Annotated in this window: 1 protein-coding gene; it reads left to right on the top strand. The window is 62.2% G+C overall.

Features of this window, described 5'->3' with window-relative positions; translation table 11 throughout:
- Positions 1-9: 9 nt before the first annotated feature.
- Positions 10-15,738 (top strand): SDR family NAD(P)-dependent oxidoreductase (locus PO883_RS02715; RefSeq protein ID WP_289308393.1); only part of this gene is annotated, 15,729 nt, incomplete at its 3' end.

The raw sequence follows: 15,738 nt of genomic DNA, 5'->3' as shown, positions 1-15,738 counted from the left end.
GAGAACAGATTGAATCGTTTGCAAGGTATTTTGCGTGACTTGAAAAGTGGCGACCTGAATAAAGCCGATAGCCTGAACCTGCTGAGAGCCCAGCACGCCGGGCCGGAGCTCGATCAAGCGCCGGATCGGGATGGCGTATTCCTGTTCGATGCGGCGTGGTGCGAACAGCCGCTGGTGATCGATTCCGGCAAGCCGGTGTACAGCCGCCGTCTGTTGCTGTTGAGCGAGCAGTTCGCCGCTGTGGCGCAGGATCTGGAAGCCGGTGTTGGCGCGCTTGAATGCATCCTGATGCGGGCCGGTCCCGCTGATGCGGCGCTGCGGTTTGAAGCGTATGCGGCGCAAGCGCTGGCGGCGTTGAAGGCCCTTGTGTCCCAAAATTCGGTCGAGCAGGTGCTGGTCCAGGTCGTCATTTCCAGCGATGCGCAAGATGAAACCCTGTTTGGCCTGTCCGCGCTTCTGAAAACCGCTGAGCTGGAAAATCCGCGCATCAAGGCGCAACTGATCGGCTTGACGGCCAGGGACGATGTGGCGGCCCTGCTGCTGGCCGAGAGCGGCCAGCGCGGCGCGTCCATGGTGCGCTACCGCGCCGGCGTGCGCGCTGTCATGCAGTTGGAAGAGTACATCGATGACAGCGCCACGCAAGGCGCGGCGCACCCATGGCGCGACGCTGGCGTGTATCTGATCAGCGGTGGCGCAGGCGGCCTGGGCATGCTGTTCGCCCGCGAGATTGTGCGCCACGCCAGTGGCGCCAGGGTCATCCTGGCGGGACGCTCGGCGCTGACAGCGCAGCAACGGATCGCGTTGGAAAGCGTTAGCCCACAATTATTCTATCGTCAACTCGATGTCAGCGATGCTGGCTCGGTGGCAGCGTTGATGGCCAGCATCAAGGATCAGTTCGGCGGCCTGAACGGCATCTTGCATTGCGCCGGACAACTGCGCGACAGCTATATCCTGCACAAGAACGTCGCGCAATTAGCCGAGGTGCTGGCGCCCAAGGTGCGCGGGCTGGTCAATCTGGACCAGGCCAGCCGGGGTCTGCCACTGGATCTGTTCGTGACATTTTCTTCGCTGGCCGGTGTCACCGGTAATGTTGGCCAGGCCGATTATGGCCTGGCCAACGCGTTCATGGATCGCTATGCGGCGCAGCACCAGCGCACGGTATCGATTAACTGGCCGCTCTGGATCGATGGCGGAATGCGGGTTGATGCCGCAACCGATCAGGCGCTGCGCGACAGCGCCGGATTGACGCCTTTGACGACCGCAACCGGCCTGGCGGCGTTTTATCGCGCGCTTGCCAGTGGGCGCCGGCAGGTGCTGGTGGCACGCGGCCAGCGCCAGAAGGTGCGATCGTTCCTGATGCCATCGCCGTTGCCGTCGCCTTCGCCTTCGCCTTCCTCGGCCAGCGCAATGGCCGCAGTCGTCGCCGATCCGGCGCAACTGCGCGCCGCCACGCTCGAGCGTCTCAAGATCTTGTTCGCCGCCGGTACCAAGTACGACGTAGCCCAGTTCGATGCGTTCGAGCCTCTCGAGAGCTATGGCATCGATTCGCTCATGGTGACCCGGATGAACCAGAAACTGGCAGGCATCTACGATGCCTTGCCGAAGACGCTGCTCTACGAATGTCACACCTTGGCGGCGCTGAGCGACTACCTGTGCGCGCATCATCCGGCGCAGTCCTTGCGCTGGACCGGGCAGGAAAGCGGCCAGAACGCAAGCACGGCAACGGCAACAGCGTCACATCCAGCTGCCGTGGATCAAGCCGATGCCGGCGCGCGCGCCAGGAGCGCCGCCAGCGACGACGCCATCGCCATCATCGGCCTGAGCGGGCGCTATCCGCAAGCGCGAACGCTGGGCGAATACTGGGATAACCTCAAGGCCGGCCGCGACTGCATCAGCGAGATTCCGGACGAGCGCTGGTCGCTGGAGGGCTTTTTCGAGGCCGACCACAAGCAAGCCGTCGAGGCAGGAAAGAGCTATGGCAAATGGGGCGGCTTTATCGACGGCTTCGCGGAGTTCGATCCGCTGTTTTTCGGTATTTCGCCACGCGAAGCACTCGCCATGGATCCGCAGGAAAGACTGTTCATGCAGTCTTGCTGGGAAGTGCTGGAAGACGCTGCCTTGGGCAAGGATGCATTGGCCAAGCAGTATCAGGGACGGGTCGGCGTGTTCGCCGGCATCACCAAGACCGGCTTCAACCTGTATGGGCCGTCGCTCTGGCAGCAGGGTGACACCCTGCACCCGCGCACCAGCTTCAGCTCGGTTGCCAATCGGGTTTCCTATTTTCTCAACCTGAACGGACCGAGCCTGCCGATCGACACGATGTGTTCATCCTCGCTGACCGCGATCCATGAAGCTTGCCAGAAGCTGCTGCAGGGCGACTGTGCGCTGGCCATTGCCGGTGGCGTCAATCTGTACCTGCATCCTTCCAGCTATGTGGAACTGAGCGCGGCGCATATGTTATCCGAGGACGGCCGCTGCAAGAGCTTCGGGCAAGGCGGCAATGGCTTTGTTCCGGGCGAGGGCGTCGGCTGTGTGCTGCTCAAGCCGCTGGCGCGGGCGATCGCCGACGGCGATCAGATCCATGCCGTGATACGCGCCACGCAGATCAATCATGGTGGCAAGACCAACGGCTATACCGTGCCAAATCCGGCAGCCCAGCGCGACCTGATCCGCGCTACGCTGGACAAGGCCGGCATCGATGCGCGCAGCATCGGCTACGTGGAAGCACATGGTACCGGCACGGAAATGGGCGATCCGATCGAAATATCCGGCCTGACCCAGGCCTTCCGGGTCGATACCGGGGACCTGGCTTACTGTGCGATCGGTTCAGCCAAATCGAATCTCGGTCATCTGGAAGCGGCGGCCGGGATCGCCGGCCTGACCAAAATCGTTTTACAGATGAAGCATCGGCAGCTGGTGCCCAGCTTGCATGCCACCGTATTGAACCAGCATATCGATTTTGCCCGCAGCCCGTTTGTAGTGCAGCAGCAATTGAGCCCGTGGCAGCGCCAGTCTGGTGCAGCCGGTGAATTGCCGCTGCGTGCGGCCATCAGTTCGTTTGGTGCCGGCGGCGCCAATGCGCATGTCATTTTGGAGGAATATATGCCGCAGCAAGTATCCGCGACGGTGGCGCGGCCGGCGGCGGTGCTGCTGTCGGCGCGCACCGAACCTGCCTTGCGCGCCAGCGTCGCCAGGCTGCTTGGTTTCCTGGCGCGGGCTCAGCCGGTGGCTGCAGCCGCAACACCCGCATTGCAGGAGGCGGTGCGGCGCCATCTGGCCGAGCTGATCCACGTCGATCAAGCGCAGATCGAAACCGATGTGCGTTTTGACGAATACGGCGTCGACGTCTTCGATCGGTTGCGGCTGCATGAAAAGCTGTGCGACGAATTCGGTTTGAAGGGGGCTGCCGATAGCGTCCAGGATTGCCAGACGGTGAGCGCCTTGATCGACCGCTTGAGTCAGCAGACGGCATCGACCGCTGGCGTGAATCTTGCCGATCTTGCCTACACCTTGCAAGTCGGGCGTGAACCAATGGAATATCGTCTTGCCTGCGTCACCAGTTCAATCGCGGAACTGACCGCCATGCTGGAAAAATTTCTCTCCGGCGATCATGTCATCGATGGCTTGCAGCTTGGCCAGGCGCAGCAGAATGGCGAGCTGCAACAGGCGCTCGATGCCGATCCGCAGCGCCGCCGGCAGCTGGCCGATGCCATTGCCAGTACCGACCTGGGACAACTGTGCGTTCTCTGGACCGGCGGCCAGCGTATCGACTGGTCGGTTCTCTACAAGGGCGCCCTGCCGCGCCGCATCAGTTTGCCGACCTATCCTTTCGCCAGGAACCGCTACTGGATCGCCGACCGTCAAGCCCGGCCGCCAGCGGCCAGCATCGCTGTGCCTGCCGCTGCCGCTGCCGCTGTGCCTGCCGCTGCCGCTGTGCCTGCCGCTGTCGTTGCCGCTGCCGTCGCCGTCGCCGATCCCGCAGAGGTACAGGCATTCATTGTCCAGACGATCATCGACAAGCTTGGCGCAGCACTGAATCTGGAAGCGGACGAGATCAGGCTCGAGCAATCCTTTGCCGATTATGGACTGGACTCCATTCTTGGCGTCAATCTGGTCGAGGCCTTGAACGCAGCGTTCGGGATCGGGCTGGAAACTACCTGCCTGTTTGATTACAGCTCCGTGCGCAAACTGAGCGCCTTCATTGGTACCCAGTACAAGGATCACCAGCCGGCCGCCCGCAGTGCTGCGGCAGCGCCGCCTGCCGCACCGTCCGCCGCTCTGGATGCCATCGCCATCATCGGCATCAGCGGCCGTTTTGCGCAGTCCGCCAACGTGGCGCAGTTGTGGGAGCATCTCGCTGGCGGCCGCGACCTGGTGGAGGAAGTCTCGCGCTGGCCTTTGCCAGGCCGCGACGTCGATCCGGCCGCGTGCCGCCACGGCGGCTTTATCGACGGTATCGATCAGTTCGATCCCTTGTTCTTTAATATTTCGGGCGTCGAAGCGACTTATATGGACCCGCAGCAACGCTTGTTCTTGCAGGAATCCTGGAGCGCGCTGGAAGACGCCGGCTATGCCGGTACGGCGATCGCCGGACGCGCTTGCGGGGTCTATGTCGGCTGTTGCGGCGGCGATTATCAAGACCTGTTTCTTGGCAAACCGTCGGCGCAATCCTTGTGGGGCAACATGGCGTCGGTGATTCCGTCGCGGATTGCCTACTACCTGGACTTGAAAGGTCCGGCGCTGGCGATCGACACCGCATGCTCGAGCTCGCTGGTGGCGATCGACATGGCGTGCAAGGATCTGCGCAGCGGCGAAACCGAGATGGCCCTGGCCGGTGGCGTATTTCTCCAGGCCACGCCCAAGCTGTACACCGCGGCCAATCGCGCCGGCATGCTCTCGCCCAGCGGACGCTGCCACGCATTCGATGCGGGCGCGGACGGCTTCGTTCCGGGCGAGGGAGTCGGCGTGCTTGTGCTCAAGCGCCTGAGCGAGGCGCAAGCCGACGGCGATCATATCTATGGTGTGATCCGCGGCTCGGGCGTCAATCAGGACGGTGCCACCAACGGCATCACCGCGCCCAGTGCCAAATCGCAGGAAGCACTGTTGCGCCGCATTTACGACAAGTTCGATATCGACGCCGCGCAGATCCAGATGGTCGAGGCCCATGGCACCGGCACCCGCTTGGGCGATCCCATCGAATTCGGCGCGCTCAGCAAAGCCTTCCGCGCCGATACCGATCAGAAGCAATATTGCGCGATCGGTTCGATCAAGACCAATCTCGGCCACAGCCAATACGCGGCAGGCGTCACCGGCGTGATCAAGATCCTGCTGGCGCTGCAACATCGCCAGATACCGCCGTCACTGCATTATCGCGAAGGCAATCCAGCGATCCAGTTCGCCGACAGCCCGTTCTTCGTCAATACCCAGTTGCAGCCGTGGGCGGCGCCGGCCACGGGCGCACGCCTGGCTGCCGTCAGTTCGTTCGGGGCAGGCGGTACCAATGCCCACCTGGTCATTGGCGAAGCGCCGCTGCACACGCGCCAGCATGCGATCAAGCCAGCCTATCTGGTCACGCTCTCGGCACGCAGCGCGCCGCAGTTACGGCAACAGGCCGAACAATTGCTCGGCCACTGCCGGCGGGTGCCTGCACTCGATTGCGGCAATCTGAGCTTCACCTTGATGAGCGGACGCCAGCACTTTGAACAGCGGCTGGCCCTGGTTGTGGCAAGCGGCGATGAACTGGTCGCCGCCTTGGAAGCATGGCTGGCGGCCCCGCGCGCGCAGGGCAACAAGGCCGGACAAGTCCAGCAAGGCGTCTTGATGCGGCAGTGGGATCAATCCGTTCAGAATTTGTCCGGCCTGCGCCAGCCGCACGATTACCGGGCCGGGTTGGCGCACTTGTGCGAGGCGTATCTGGCCGGCGCTGAGCCCATCAGCGGTCCGCTGTTTGACGGTGGCGGCTATGAGCGCCTGTCCTTGCCCACTTACCCGTTCGCCCGCGACCGCTACTGGCTCAGTGCCGAAGCGATGACGCAAGCGGCAGCCGGCCCGCATCCCTTACTGCAACGCACTTTGGCGGTGGCGCAGGGCCATGCTTTCAGCACGCGCTTTAGCGGCGCTGAATTTTTCCTGGCCGATCATCAAGTGCAAGGCAGGGCGATCCTGCCGGGCGTGCTCTCGCTGGAAATGGCGCGCGCAGCACTGGCTGCGGCCATCGGCAAGGACACCGGAATCCGCCTGAGCGATGTGGTGTGGGTACGGCCGTTTGCGATAGCCGGGCAGAACACGGAACTGCAGATCGATCTCGCCGGCGGCGATGCCGGCGCCAAGGTTGAATTCAAGATACGCGATGCAGCCCGGGCCGGGCACGTCTATACGCAAGGGTTTGCGCAGTCGATGACGGCGCAGGCGCCGCAACTGAACCTGGATTTCATCCGCGCCAGTTGTACGCAAAACGATGTCTCAAAAGATCAATGTTATGAGGCGATCCGGGCGATGGGAATTGCGCACGGCGCGCGCCTGCAAGCGGTGGCCGAGATCCATGTCGGCGTGGGCCTGGCGATGGCCAGGCTGAGCTTGCCTGGCGCCGTCGCCGGCCATGCCTATGTGCTGCATCCGAGCATGACTGATTCGGCCATCCAGGCGTCGATCGGCTTGCTGATGGGTGAGGGTACGCCTCACACCGCGCTCCCCTTTGCGCTGCAGACCCTGGAAGTGTATGCACCGTGCGTTGCCAGCATGTGGGCGGTGATCCGTACCAGCACCGCGCAAGCCGGGATGGAAAAAATGGATATCGATCTGTGCGATGACAACGGTGCGGTGTGTGTGCGCATGCTGGGATACAGTTCGCGCGTGCTGGAGAAATCCGCGCCCGCCGACCCGGCGTTTCCGGTCTTGCTGCAGCCGGTCTGGGATGTGCTGCCGCTGCCGGCCGCTGTGCCGTTCCACGGCCGCATGGTGCTGCTCGGGGCCTCGCCGCAACAGCGGCGGGCGGTTCAGGCAATCCATCCCGCAGTCCAGGTACTGGCGTTCGGGACCGACGATAGTATCGCGCAGATGACAGCCAAGCTCGCTGCGCTGCAAGAGTTCGACCATCTGCTCTGGTTCGCCGATGCGCGGGCGCTGAGCGCACCCTCCGATGAGGCCTTGCTGGAGCGCCAAGGTGACGGCGTGATCCGGGCATTCAGGCTGATCAAGGCACTGCTCGGCGCCGGTTACGATGCGCGGGCCGTGCACTGGACTGTGATTACCACCCGCTGCCAGGCCTGCGATGGCAGCGATGCGGTGCTGCCGACAGACGCCGGCCTGCACGGATTGTTTGGCTCGCTGGCCAAGGAGTATCCGAACTGGGCAATACGGATTGCCGACGTGGATAACGCCGACGACTACCCGCTGAACGCCGTCCTCGGCCTGCCGTTCGATCCTAGCGGGGATGCCTGGGTATTGCGAAACGCAGAATGGCATCGGCGTCGTTTTGTGCCGATGCTGCAAGCTGAGGCAGAACCACCGGCCTGTCGCCGGGGCGGCGTGTATGTTGTCATCGGCGGTGCCGGCGGCGTCGGCGCTGTATGGAGCGAATACATGATCCGCACCTATCAGGCCCAGCTCATCTGGATTGGCCGCAGCCGTCCGGATGCGCAGCTCCAGGCCAAGCTCGACGCCTTGTCGGCGTTCGGCCCGGCGCCGCACTATGTCGCAGCCGATGCCAGCGATCTGCTTTCCTTGCAGGCGGCGTGCGCTGAAATCGAGCACAAGTTCGGCGTGATTCATGGCGTGGTGCATTCGGCCATCGTGCTGCTCGATCAAAGCCTGGCGAAAATGGATGAGCAGCGTTTCCTTGCCAGTTACCGTGCCAAGGTCGACGTCAGTGTGCGCATGGCGCAAGTGTTTGGCCGCAAGACCCAGGACTTCATGCTGTTCTTCTCATCGATCCAGTCGTTTGCCAAAATGCCAGGCCAGAGCAATTATGCTGCCGGCTGTACCTTCAAGGATGCTTTCGCCCATTATCTGGGGCAGCATGGCAGCGTGCCTGTCAAGGTCATGAACTGGGGCTATTGGGGCAAGGTCGGCATCGTCGCCACCGCGGAGTATGAACAACGCATGGCTGCGGCAGGGCTGGCATCGATTGAACCGCCGGAAGCCATGGCCGCGCTGGAAACGCTGCTGAGCGGCGCCAGCAATCAGATTGCGCTGCTCAAGAGCACGCGCCTGCCGGCGATGGACGGCATGATGCTCGATCAAGCCGTCACGGCCTATCCGCAATCGCTGCAATCGTGCATCGGCCAGATCCAGCAAACCATCCGTCCGCAAGAAGCGCAAGTGATCGGCATGCGCGCCAAGGTCGGTGCGCAAATGAGCGAAATGGATACCTTGCTGGCGCGTTTGCTGTTCGGACAGCTGCAGGCCATCGGCCTGTTTGCCGGAGCGGACCATGAGATCGCTGCGATGCGGGCCCAATTGCCGCCATTGTATGAACGCTGGCTCGATGAGAGCATCGTGGTGTTGACCCGTCACGGCTGGATCAGCGGCAACGGCGTTTCTTGCAGGGCGCTCAAGACGATCGACCTGGCCGAGGCCTGGGCCGACTGGGATCGCGAGAAAGCGCCGTGGCTGCTGGACGATAACCGCCGCGCCCAGGTGCAACTGGTCGAGACCATGCTGCGCGCCTTGCCGGACATCTTGCAGCGCAAGCGGCTGGCCACGGACGCCATGTTCCCTAACTCATCGCTCAAGCTGGTCGAGGGCATCTACAAGAACAACCTGGTTGCGGATTACTTCAATGCGGTCCTGTCCGACGTCCTGGTCGCGTACGTGCAGCAAAGACTGGCGCAGGATCCAACAGCCCGCATACGCATCCTCGAAATCGGCGCCGGCACCGGCGGCACCAGCGCCCGTGTATTCCCCAAGCTGCGTCCCTACCAGCAGCACATCGCCGAATACTGCTATACGGATCTGTCGAAGGCTTTCCTGATGCATGCGCAACGTGAATACGGACCGGACAATCCCTATCTGACGTACAAACTATTCAACGTCGGCAACCCGATCGCCGGGCAACAGATCGACGCCGGCGGCTTTGACGTGGTGATCGCCACCAACGTGCTGCACGCCACGCGCAACATCCGCACCACCATGCGTAACGCCAAGGCGGCGATGCGACGCAACGGCCTGCTGTTATTGAATGAGCTGAGCGATAACGTGCTATTCAGTCATCTCACCTTCGGTTTGCTGGAAGGATGGTGGTTGTATGACGATCCTGCACTGCGTATTCCAGGCTCGCCCGGACTCTATCCGCAAGCGTGGAAACAGGTACTGGAAAGCGAAGGCTTCGGCTCGGTGACATTCCCCGCCGATGCGGCACATGCCATGGGCCAGCAAATCATCGTTGGCGAAAGCGATGGCCTGGCACGCCAGATCACGCCGGCGCAGACAGCACGCACGGTCATGCCGCTTCGCAATGAGCAAGCTGGCGTGGCGTCGATCGCGCAGCCCTTGCCGGCAGCGGCTGCGGTCCCGGCGCCAGTCGCGGCAACGGTAACGGCAGCGGCAGCGGCACCGGCCGTTGTGCCAGCGATCGACAGCAATATCTTGCGCGACAAGGCGCGCCACTATTTCAAGAAGATGGTTGGCGACACGATTCGCATTCCCGCGCAAGAAATCGAGGCTTTTGAACCCCTGGAACGCTATGGCATCGACTCGATCCTGGTGGTACAGCTGACCAATAGCCTGCGCACGGTGCTCGACAACATCAGCAGTACCTTGTTCTTTGAAGTACAGACCATCGATGGGCTGATCGACCATCTCATGTCGACCCAGCGCGAGGCGCTTGCCGCGCTGCTGGGCGTGAGCGCGGTTGCCGCGATGCCCGCAGCGCCTGTTTCTGTGGCGCCCACTCCTGCGGCCCCAGCTCCTGTTGCGGTGCAGACGCCAGCAGCTGCGCCTGGCGCTGAGCCGCTTGGCCGTCCCCTTGCCAGCAATCAGGATATCGCCATCATCGGTTTGTCCGGACGTTATCCGCAGGCCGAGAATGTGCAGCGCTTCTGGGAAAACCTGCGTGATGGGAAAAATTGCGTCACCGAAATTCCGCCTGAACGCTGGAACTGGCGCGATTATTACGATGCTGAAAAGGGCAAGGCCGGTGCGATCTATAGCAAGTTTGGCGGCTTTCTCGACGGTATTTCGCATTTCGATCCGCTGTTTTTCCATCTGTCGCCAGCCGAAGCCGAACGCATGGATCCGCAAGAGCGCCTGTTCTTGCAGCAAGCCCATGGCGCCATCGAAGATGCCGGCTACACGCCGAAACATCTCGCTGCGCAGCAAAAAGTGGGGGTGTTCGTTGGTGTGATGAACGGGCGCTATCCCACTGGCGCAGCCTACTGGTCGGCCGCCAACCGGGTTTCTTATCTGTTCAACTTTACCGGCCCAAGCCTGGCGGTCGATACCGCATGCTCATCATCGCTGACGGCATTGCATCTGGCTGTCGAAAGCATCCATAGCGGCATGAGCGACTGCGCGCTTGCCGGGGGCGTGAATCTGATCGTCGATCCGCAGCATTACGTTACCTTGTCCGAGATGGTGATGTTGTCTCCGTCCGACAAATGCCGCTCCTTTGGCGATCATGCCGACGGTTTCATCGACGGCGAGGGCGTGGGAGCCGTGTTGCTCAAGCCATTGGCCAAGGCCCTGGCCGATGGCGACCATGTGTATGGCGTGATCAAGGGCACGGCGATCAACGCTGGCGGCAAGACCAATAGCTACACGGTGCCTAGTCCGCTGGCGCAGGCGCAGGTGGTGCGCGATGCCTGTCAGCGCGCTGGTGTGGATCCGCGCACCATCAGCTATATCGAGGCACATGGCACCGGCACGTCGCTCGGCGATCCGATCGAAATCGCTGGCTTGAGCCGCGCATTCATGCACACGACGCAAGACAAACAGTTTTGTGCCATCGGCTCGGTCAAGTCCAATATCGGTCATTGCGAAAGCGCTGCCGGCCTGGCGGGCCTGACTAAAGTGCTGCTGCAATTGAAATATCGGCAGCTGGCACCATCGCTGCATGCCGAGACCCTGAACCCGCGTATCGATTTTGCCGACAGCCCCTTTGTGGTGCAGCGTGCGCTGGGCGATTGGCACAGGCCGCTGGTGGATGGAAAAGAGTATCCCTTGCGGGCCGGTATCAGCTCCTTTGGCGCCGGCGGTGCCAACGCCCATGTCATTATCGAAGAGTACGTGGAAGCGCAAGGTCCGGCGCGCGCCAGTGCCGCTCCGGCGGCGATCTTGCTGTCGGCAAAAAGCGCTGAACGCCTGGCTGTCATGGCGCAGGATTTGCTGGCCTTCCTGGCGGCGCAAGCGCACACCGACCTGGCCGACCTGGCCTGCACCTTGCAGACTGGCCGGGTGGCGCATGAGTATCGCCTGGCGGTGGTGGCCGATTCGGTCCTCGTCGTCCAGGAAAAGCTGCGGGCATTCCTCGCCGGCGATCAGCAGCAGGATGAGCTGTATGCCGGGCGCGCCGATGGCAAACGCGACAGCATGGCTGCCTACGACGGCGACGCCGACATGCAACGCACCTTCGCTGCCTGGGCCGCGCAGGGGCAATATGCCAAGCTCCTGAAGCTGTGGGTGCAAGGCGCCAATTTCGATTGGGCGGGATTTGGCATTCATGGCGGAGCGCGCCGCATCAGCTTGCCGACCTATCCTTTTGCCAAGGAACATTATTGGATGGAGCGCGCCAAGGGCCGGCTGGCAACTGCTGCGCAGGTCTTGCATCCGCTGTTGCAGGCCAATACCTCTGGCTTGGACGGACTGCGCTTCAGTTCGCATTTCAGCGGCCAGGAATCTTTCCTTGCCGATCACGTCGTCCAGGGACGGCGTGTGCTGCCTGGCGTTGCCTACCTGGAGATGGCACGCGCCGCGCTGCAGCATCTCAAGCCGCAGCCGGCGGCAACGGCAAGCATTGTGCTGAGCAATGTGGTGTGGGCACGGCCGTTTGGCATCGACACCGATGCGGCCAGTTTGCACATCGGGCTCCATCCGCAAGAGGAAGGCCGGATCGGTTTCAACATCCATAGCGACGACACAACGGGTGCGTCCGTGCACAGCCAGGGCAGCATGCGCTGGGAGCAGCTCGATGCCGCTCCGGCGCCGCTCGATCTATCGCTGTTGCAGACGCAGATGACCCGCGCCCAATTCGACGCCGGACAAATGTATGCCGCATTCGAGGCGCTCGGCATCGATTACGGTCCGGCCCAGCGCGGCATCGCCGCGGTGTATGCGGGCCAGACGGCAGTGCTGGCGCATCTGATGTTGCCTCCTGCATTGATCGATGGCGCTGATGCCTTTGTGTTGCATCCCTGTTTGATGGATTCGGCTCTGCAGGCAAGCCTGGCGCTCATGCTCGATGACGATGGCGTGCTGGCCCAGCCGACGCCGATGCTGCCTTTTGCCTTGGCCCGGGTTGAGGTGCTGGCGCCATGCAGTGAGTCCATGTGGGTCTGGATCACCCCCAGCTCGGCGGCGCAAACCAGTAGCCAGGTACAAAAGCTCGATTTTGCATTGTGCGACGACAGCGGCCGCGTTTGCGTGCGCATGCAAGGCTTTGCTGCGCGCCGCCTGGCCGGGACGCCCGGTGTCACGACGCCTGCCAGTGCGCCACAGCGGCCGACAGACGATGCGCTTGATCAACGCACGCGTCGTTATCTGACGACCATGCTGGCCGCCGCCACCAAACTCGCCCCGCAGCGTATCGCTGTGGAGCAGCCGTTTGAGGAGTACGGCCTCGATTCGATCATGGTCATCAAACTGACCAGCGAACTTGAAAAACATTTCGGACCTTTGTCGAAAACGCTCTTTTTTGAAAACAAGAACCTGGCAGAACTGGCCGGCTATTTTGTCGCCGCACATCCGGATCGGCTGGAGTCGCTGCTTGGTACTAACAAAAGCGTAGCCGCGACGATGGTCAAGGCTCACCACGCCAGCGTGGCGCCTCCCAAGCCAGTCCTCGCCAGGACGGCAACACCGCCCGCAGCCGTGACGACGCAGGATGTCGCCATCATCGGCCTCGCCGGACGCTATCCGATGGCTGCCAGCCTGGAACAGTTCTGGCTCAACCTGCGCGATGGCCGCGACTGCATCACCGAAATACCGCCAGGGCGCTGGGATCACAGCTTGTACTTCAATCCAGACAAGACACAGCCTGGCACCACCAACAGCAAATGGGGTGGCTTCCTGGATGATTTCGATCAGTTCGACCCCCTGTTCTTCAATATTTCGCCACGCGACGCGGCAATGATCGATCCGCAGGAACGCTTATTCCTGGAAAGCGTGTATCACGCGATGGAAGATGCCGGCTACAGCCGCCGCAGTCTGGCCGAGGAAGGCGGCAAGGTCGGCGTTTTTGTTGGCGTGATGTACGAGGAATACCAGCTGTACGGCGCCGAGCAAACCTTGCGCGGGCAGCCGATGGCGCTGTCCGGGAGCGCAGCGTCGATTGCCAACCGGGTATCGTATTTCTTTGACCTGCACGGGCCCAGCATGGCAGTCGACACCATGTGTTCGTCGTCGTTGACCGCCATCCATCTGGCCTGCCAGGCTTTGCGGCAAGGCGATTGTGCAATGGCGATCGCAGGCGGCGTCAACCTGAATTTGCATCCGAACAAATATCTGGCGCTGGGACAGGGTAAATTCGCCTCCAGCAAGGGACGCTGCGAAAGCTTCGGTGAAGGCGGCGACGGCTATGTGCCAAGCGAAGGCGTGGGAGCCTTGCTGCTCAAACCACTGGCGCAGGCGCAAGCCGATGGCGACCATATTTACGGCATCATCAAAGGGAGCGCCATCAATCATGGCGGCAAGAGCAATGCCTATACCGTGCCCAATCCTGGCGCCCAGTCAGAGGTGATTACGCAGGCTTTGGAAAAAGCGGCCATTTCCGCTCGCAGCGTCAGCTATATCGAAGCGCATGGGACCGGTACTGCGCTTGGCGATCCGATCGAGATCGCCGGATTGAGCAACAGCTTCCGCATGCATACCGCCGACACCGGATTTTGCGCCATCGGTTCGGCCAAATCGAATATTGGCCATTGCGAAAGCGCGGCCGGGATTGCCGGTGTCACCAAGGTGTTGCTGCAAATGAAGCATCGTCAATTGGTGCCATCCTTGCATTCCGCTGTTCTCAATGCGCATATCAACTTTGAGAGCACCCCGTTTGTCGTGCAGCAGACCTTGAGCGAATGGCAGCGGCCACTGATTGAACTGGACGGCGCCATGGTCGAATCTCCATTGCGCGCGGGTGTCAGTTCATTTGGCGCCGGTGGCGCCAATGCCCATGTGGTGATTGAAGAGTATGCGATGCAGCCGAGTGCCGCTATCAGCGATGGGGAACCCGTGGTGATCGTGCTCTCTGCAAAGACTGGCGCGCAGTTACGTGACGTGGTCGCCAAGCTGGGCCACTATCTGGATGAAGAACATCCTGCCCTGCAAGACCTCGCCTATACCTTGCAGGTCGGTCGTGATGCAATGGAAGAGCGGCTTGGCTTCGTTGCCGCTTCGATGTCGGAGTTGCGTACCAAACTACAGCAATTCCTCGATGGTGACGATGCGACGGCAAACGTGCACCGCGGACAAATCAAGAGCAGCAAACATGTGCTGGCGGCATTTGCCGCCGACGACGACTTGCGTACTGCCATCGATAGCTGGGTGGATAAGCGCAAATACGAGAAATTGCTGGAAATGTGGGTGCAAGGCTTGAGTTTTGATTGGCAATTGCTGCATCCGGCACAGCGGCCGCAGCGTATCAGCTTGCCGACTTACCCCTTCGCCAGGGAGCGCTACTGGGTGCCCGGGGAGGCAACCCCATCGATGCCAATGGCCGCGAGCGAAGCGGGCGTCGATGACAGCGCCGACGCATTCTTGCCGGATGCCTTGTCCGGCGTCGTGATGCTGCATCCGCAGTGGCAGCGGCAAGCGTTGCAGCCAGTGGCGGAGGTGGCCGGGTTCAGCCGGCATCTGGTGCTGCTATGCGATATGGCCGCCATGTCCGCAGCCGGCATCAAGGACGCACTGGGATCTGCACAGTGCCAGTCGTTACAGAGTACCGGCCATGATGCCGGGGCGCGTTTCTCCGGTATCGCCCGGCATGTATTCGAGGCCATGCAAGCCTTGCTGCAAGAGAAACCGCGCAGCGATGTGCTGGTGCAGGTGGTGGTGCCGGCCGATGGCGAGCAGGCAGTCCTGGCGGGCTTGTCTGGCTTGCTGAAGACGGTCGCGCTGGAGAATCCGCGCATCAGGACGCAACTGATCGCGCTGTCGGAGATTGCCGGGGCGGCGCAGCTGGCCGCCATCCTGCGCGCCGAGAGTGCGCAGGAGACGGCATCCGTGGTGCGCTATAGCGGTGCGGCCCGTTCGGTGGCGCGGCTGGATGAAATGCTCAATGCGGCCGTGGCGGCGCATCCCTGGCGCGAGCAGGGGGTGTATCTGATTACCGGCGGCGCTGGCGCCCTGGGCCTGGTCTTTGCCAGGGCCATCCTGGCGCAAACGCCGCAGGCAACGGTGATACTGAGCGGCCGTTCGGCGCTCGATGAAGCGCAGCAATCGCAGTTGAGGCAGCTTGGCGCCGTATACCGTCAGCTCGATGTGGCCGATGGCGCAGCCGTGGAGCGGCTGGTGGCGGCGATCTGCGACGAGTTCGGGCCGCTCACCGGGATTTTGCACAGTGCCGGCGTGCTGCGCGACAGTTACCTGTTGAAC

This window comes from Massilia sp. DJPM01 (assembly GCF_030348125.1).
Taxonomy (GTDB): Bacteria; Pseudomonadota; Gammaproteobacteria; order Burkholderiales; family Burkholderiaceae_D; genus Telluria_A; species Telluria_A frigida.
Note: the sequence above shows the minus strand (reverse complement) of the source record. Positions and strands in the feature narration are given on the sequence as shown.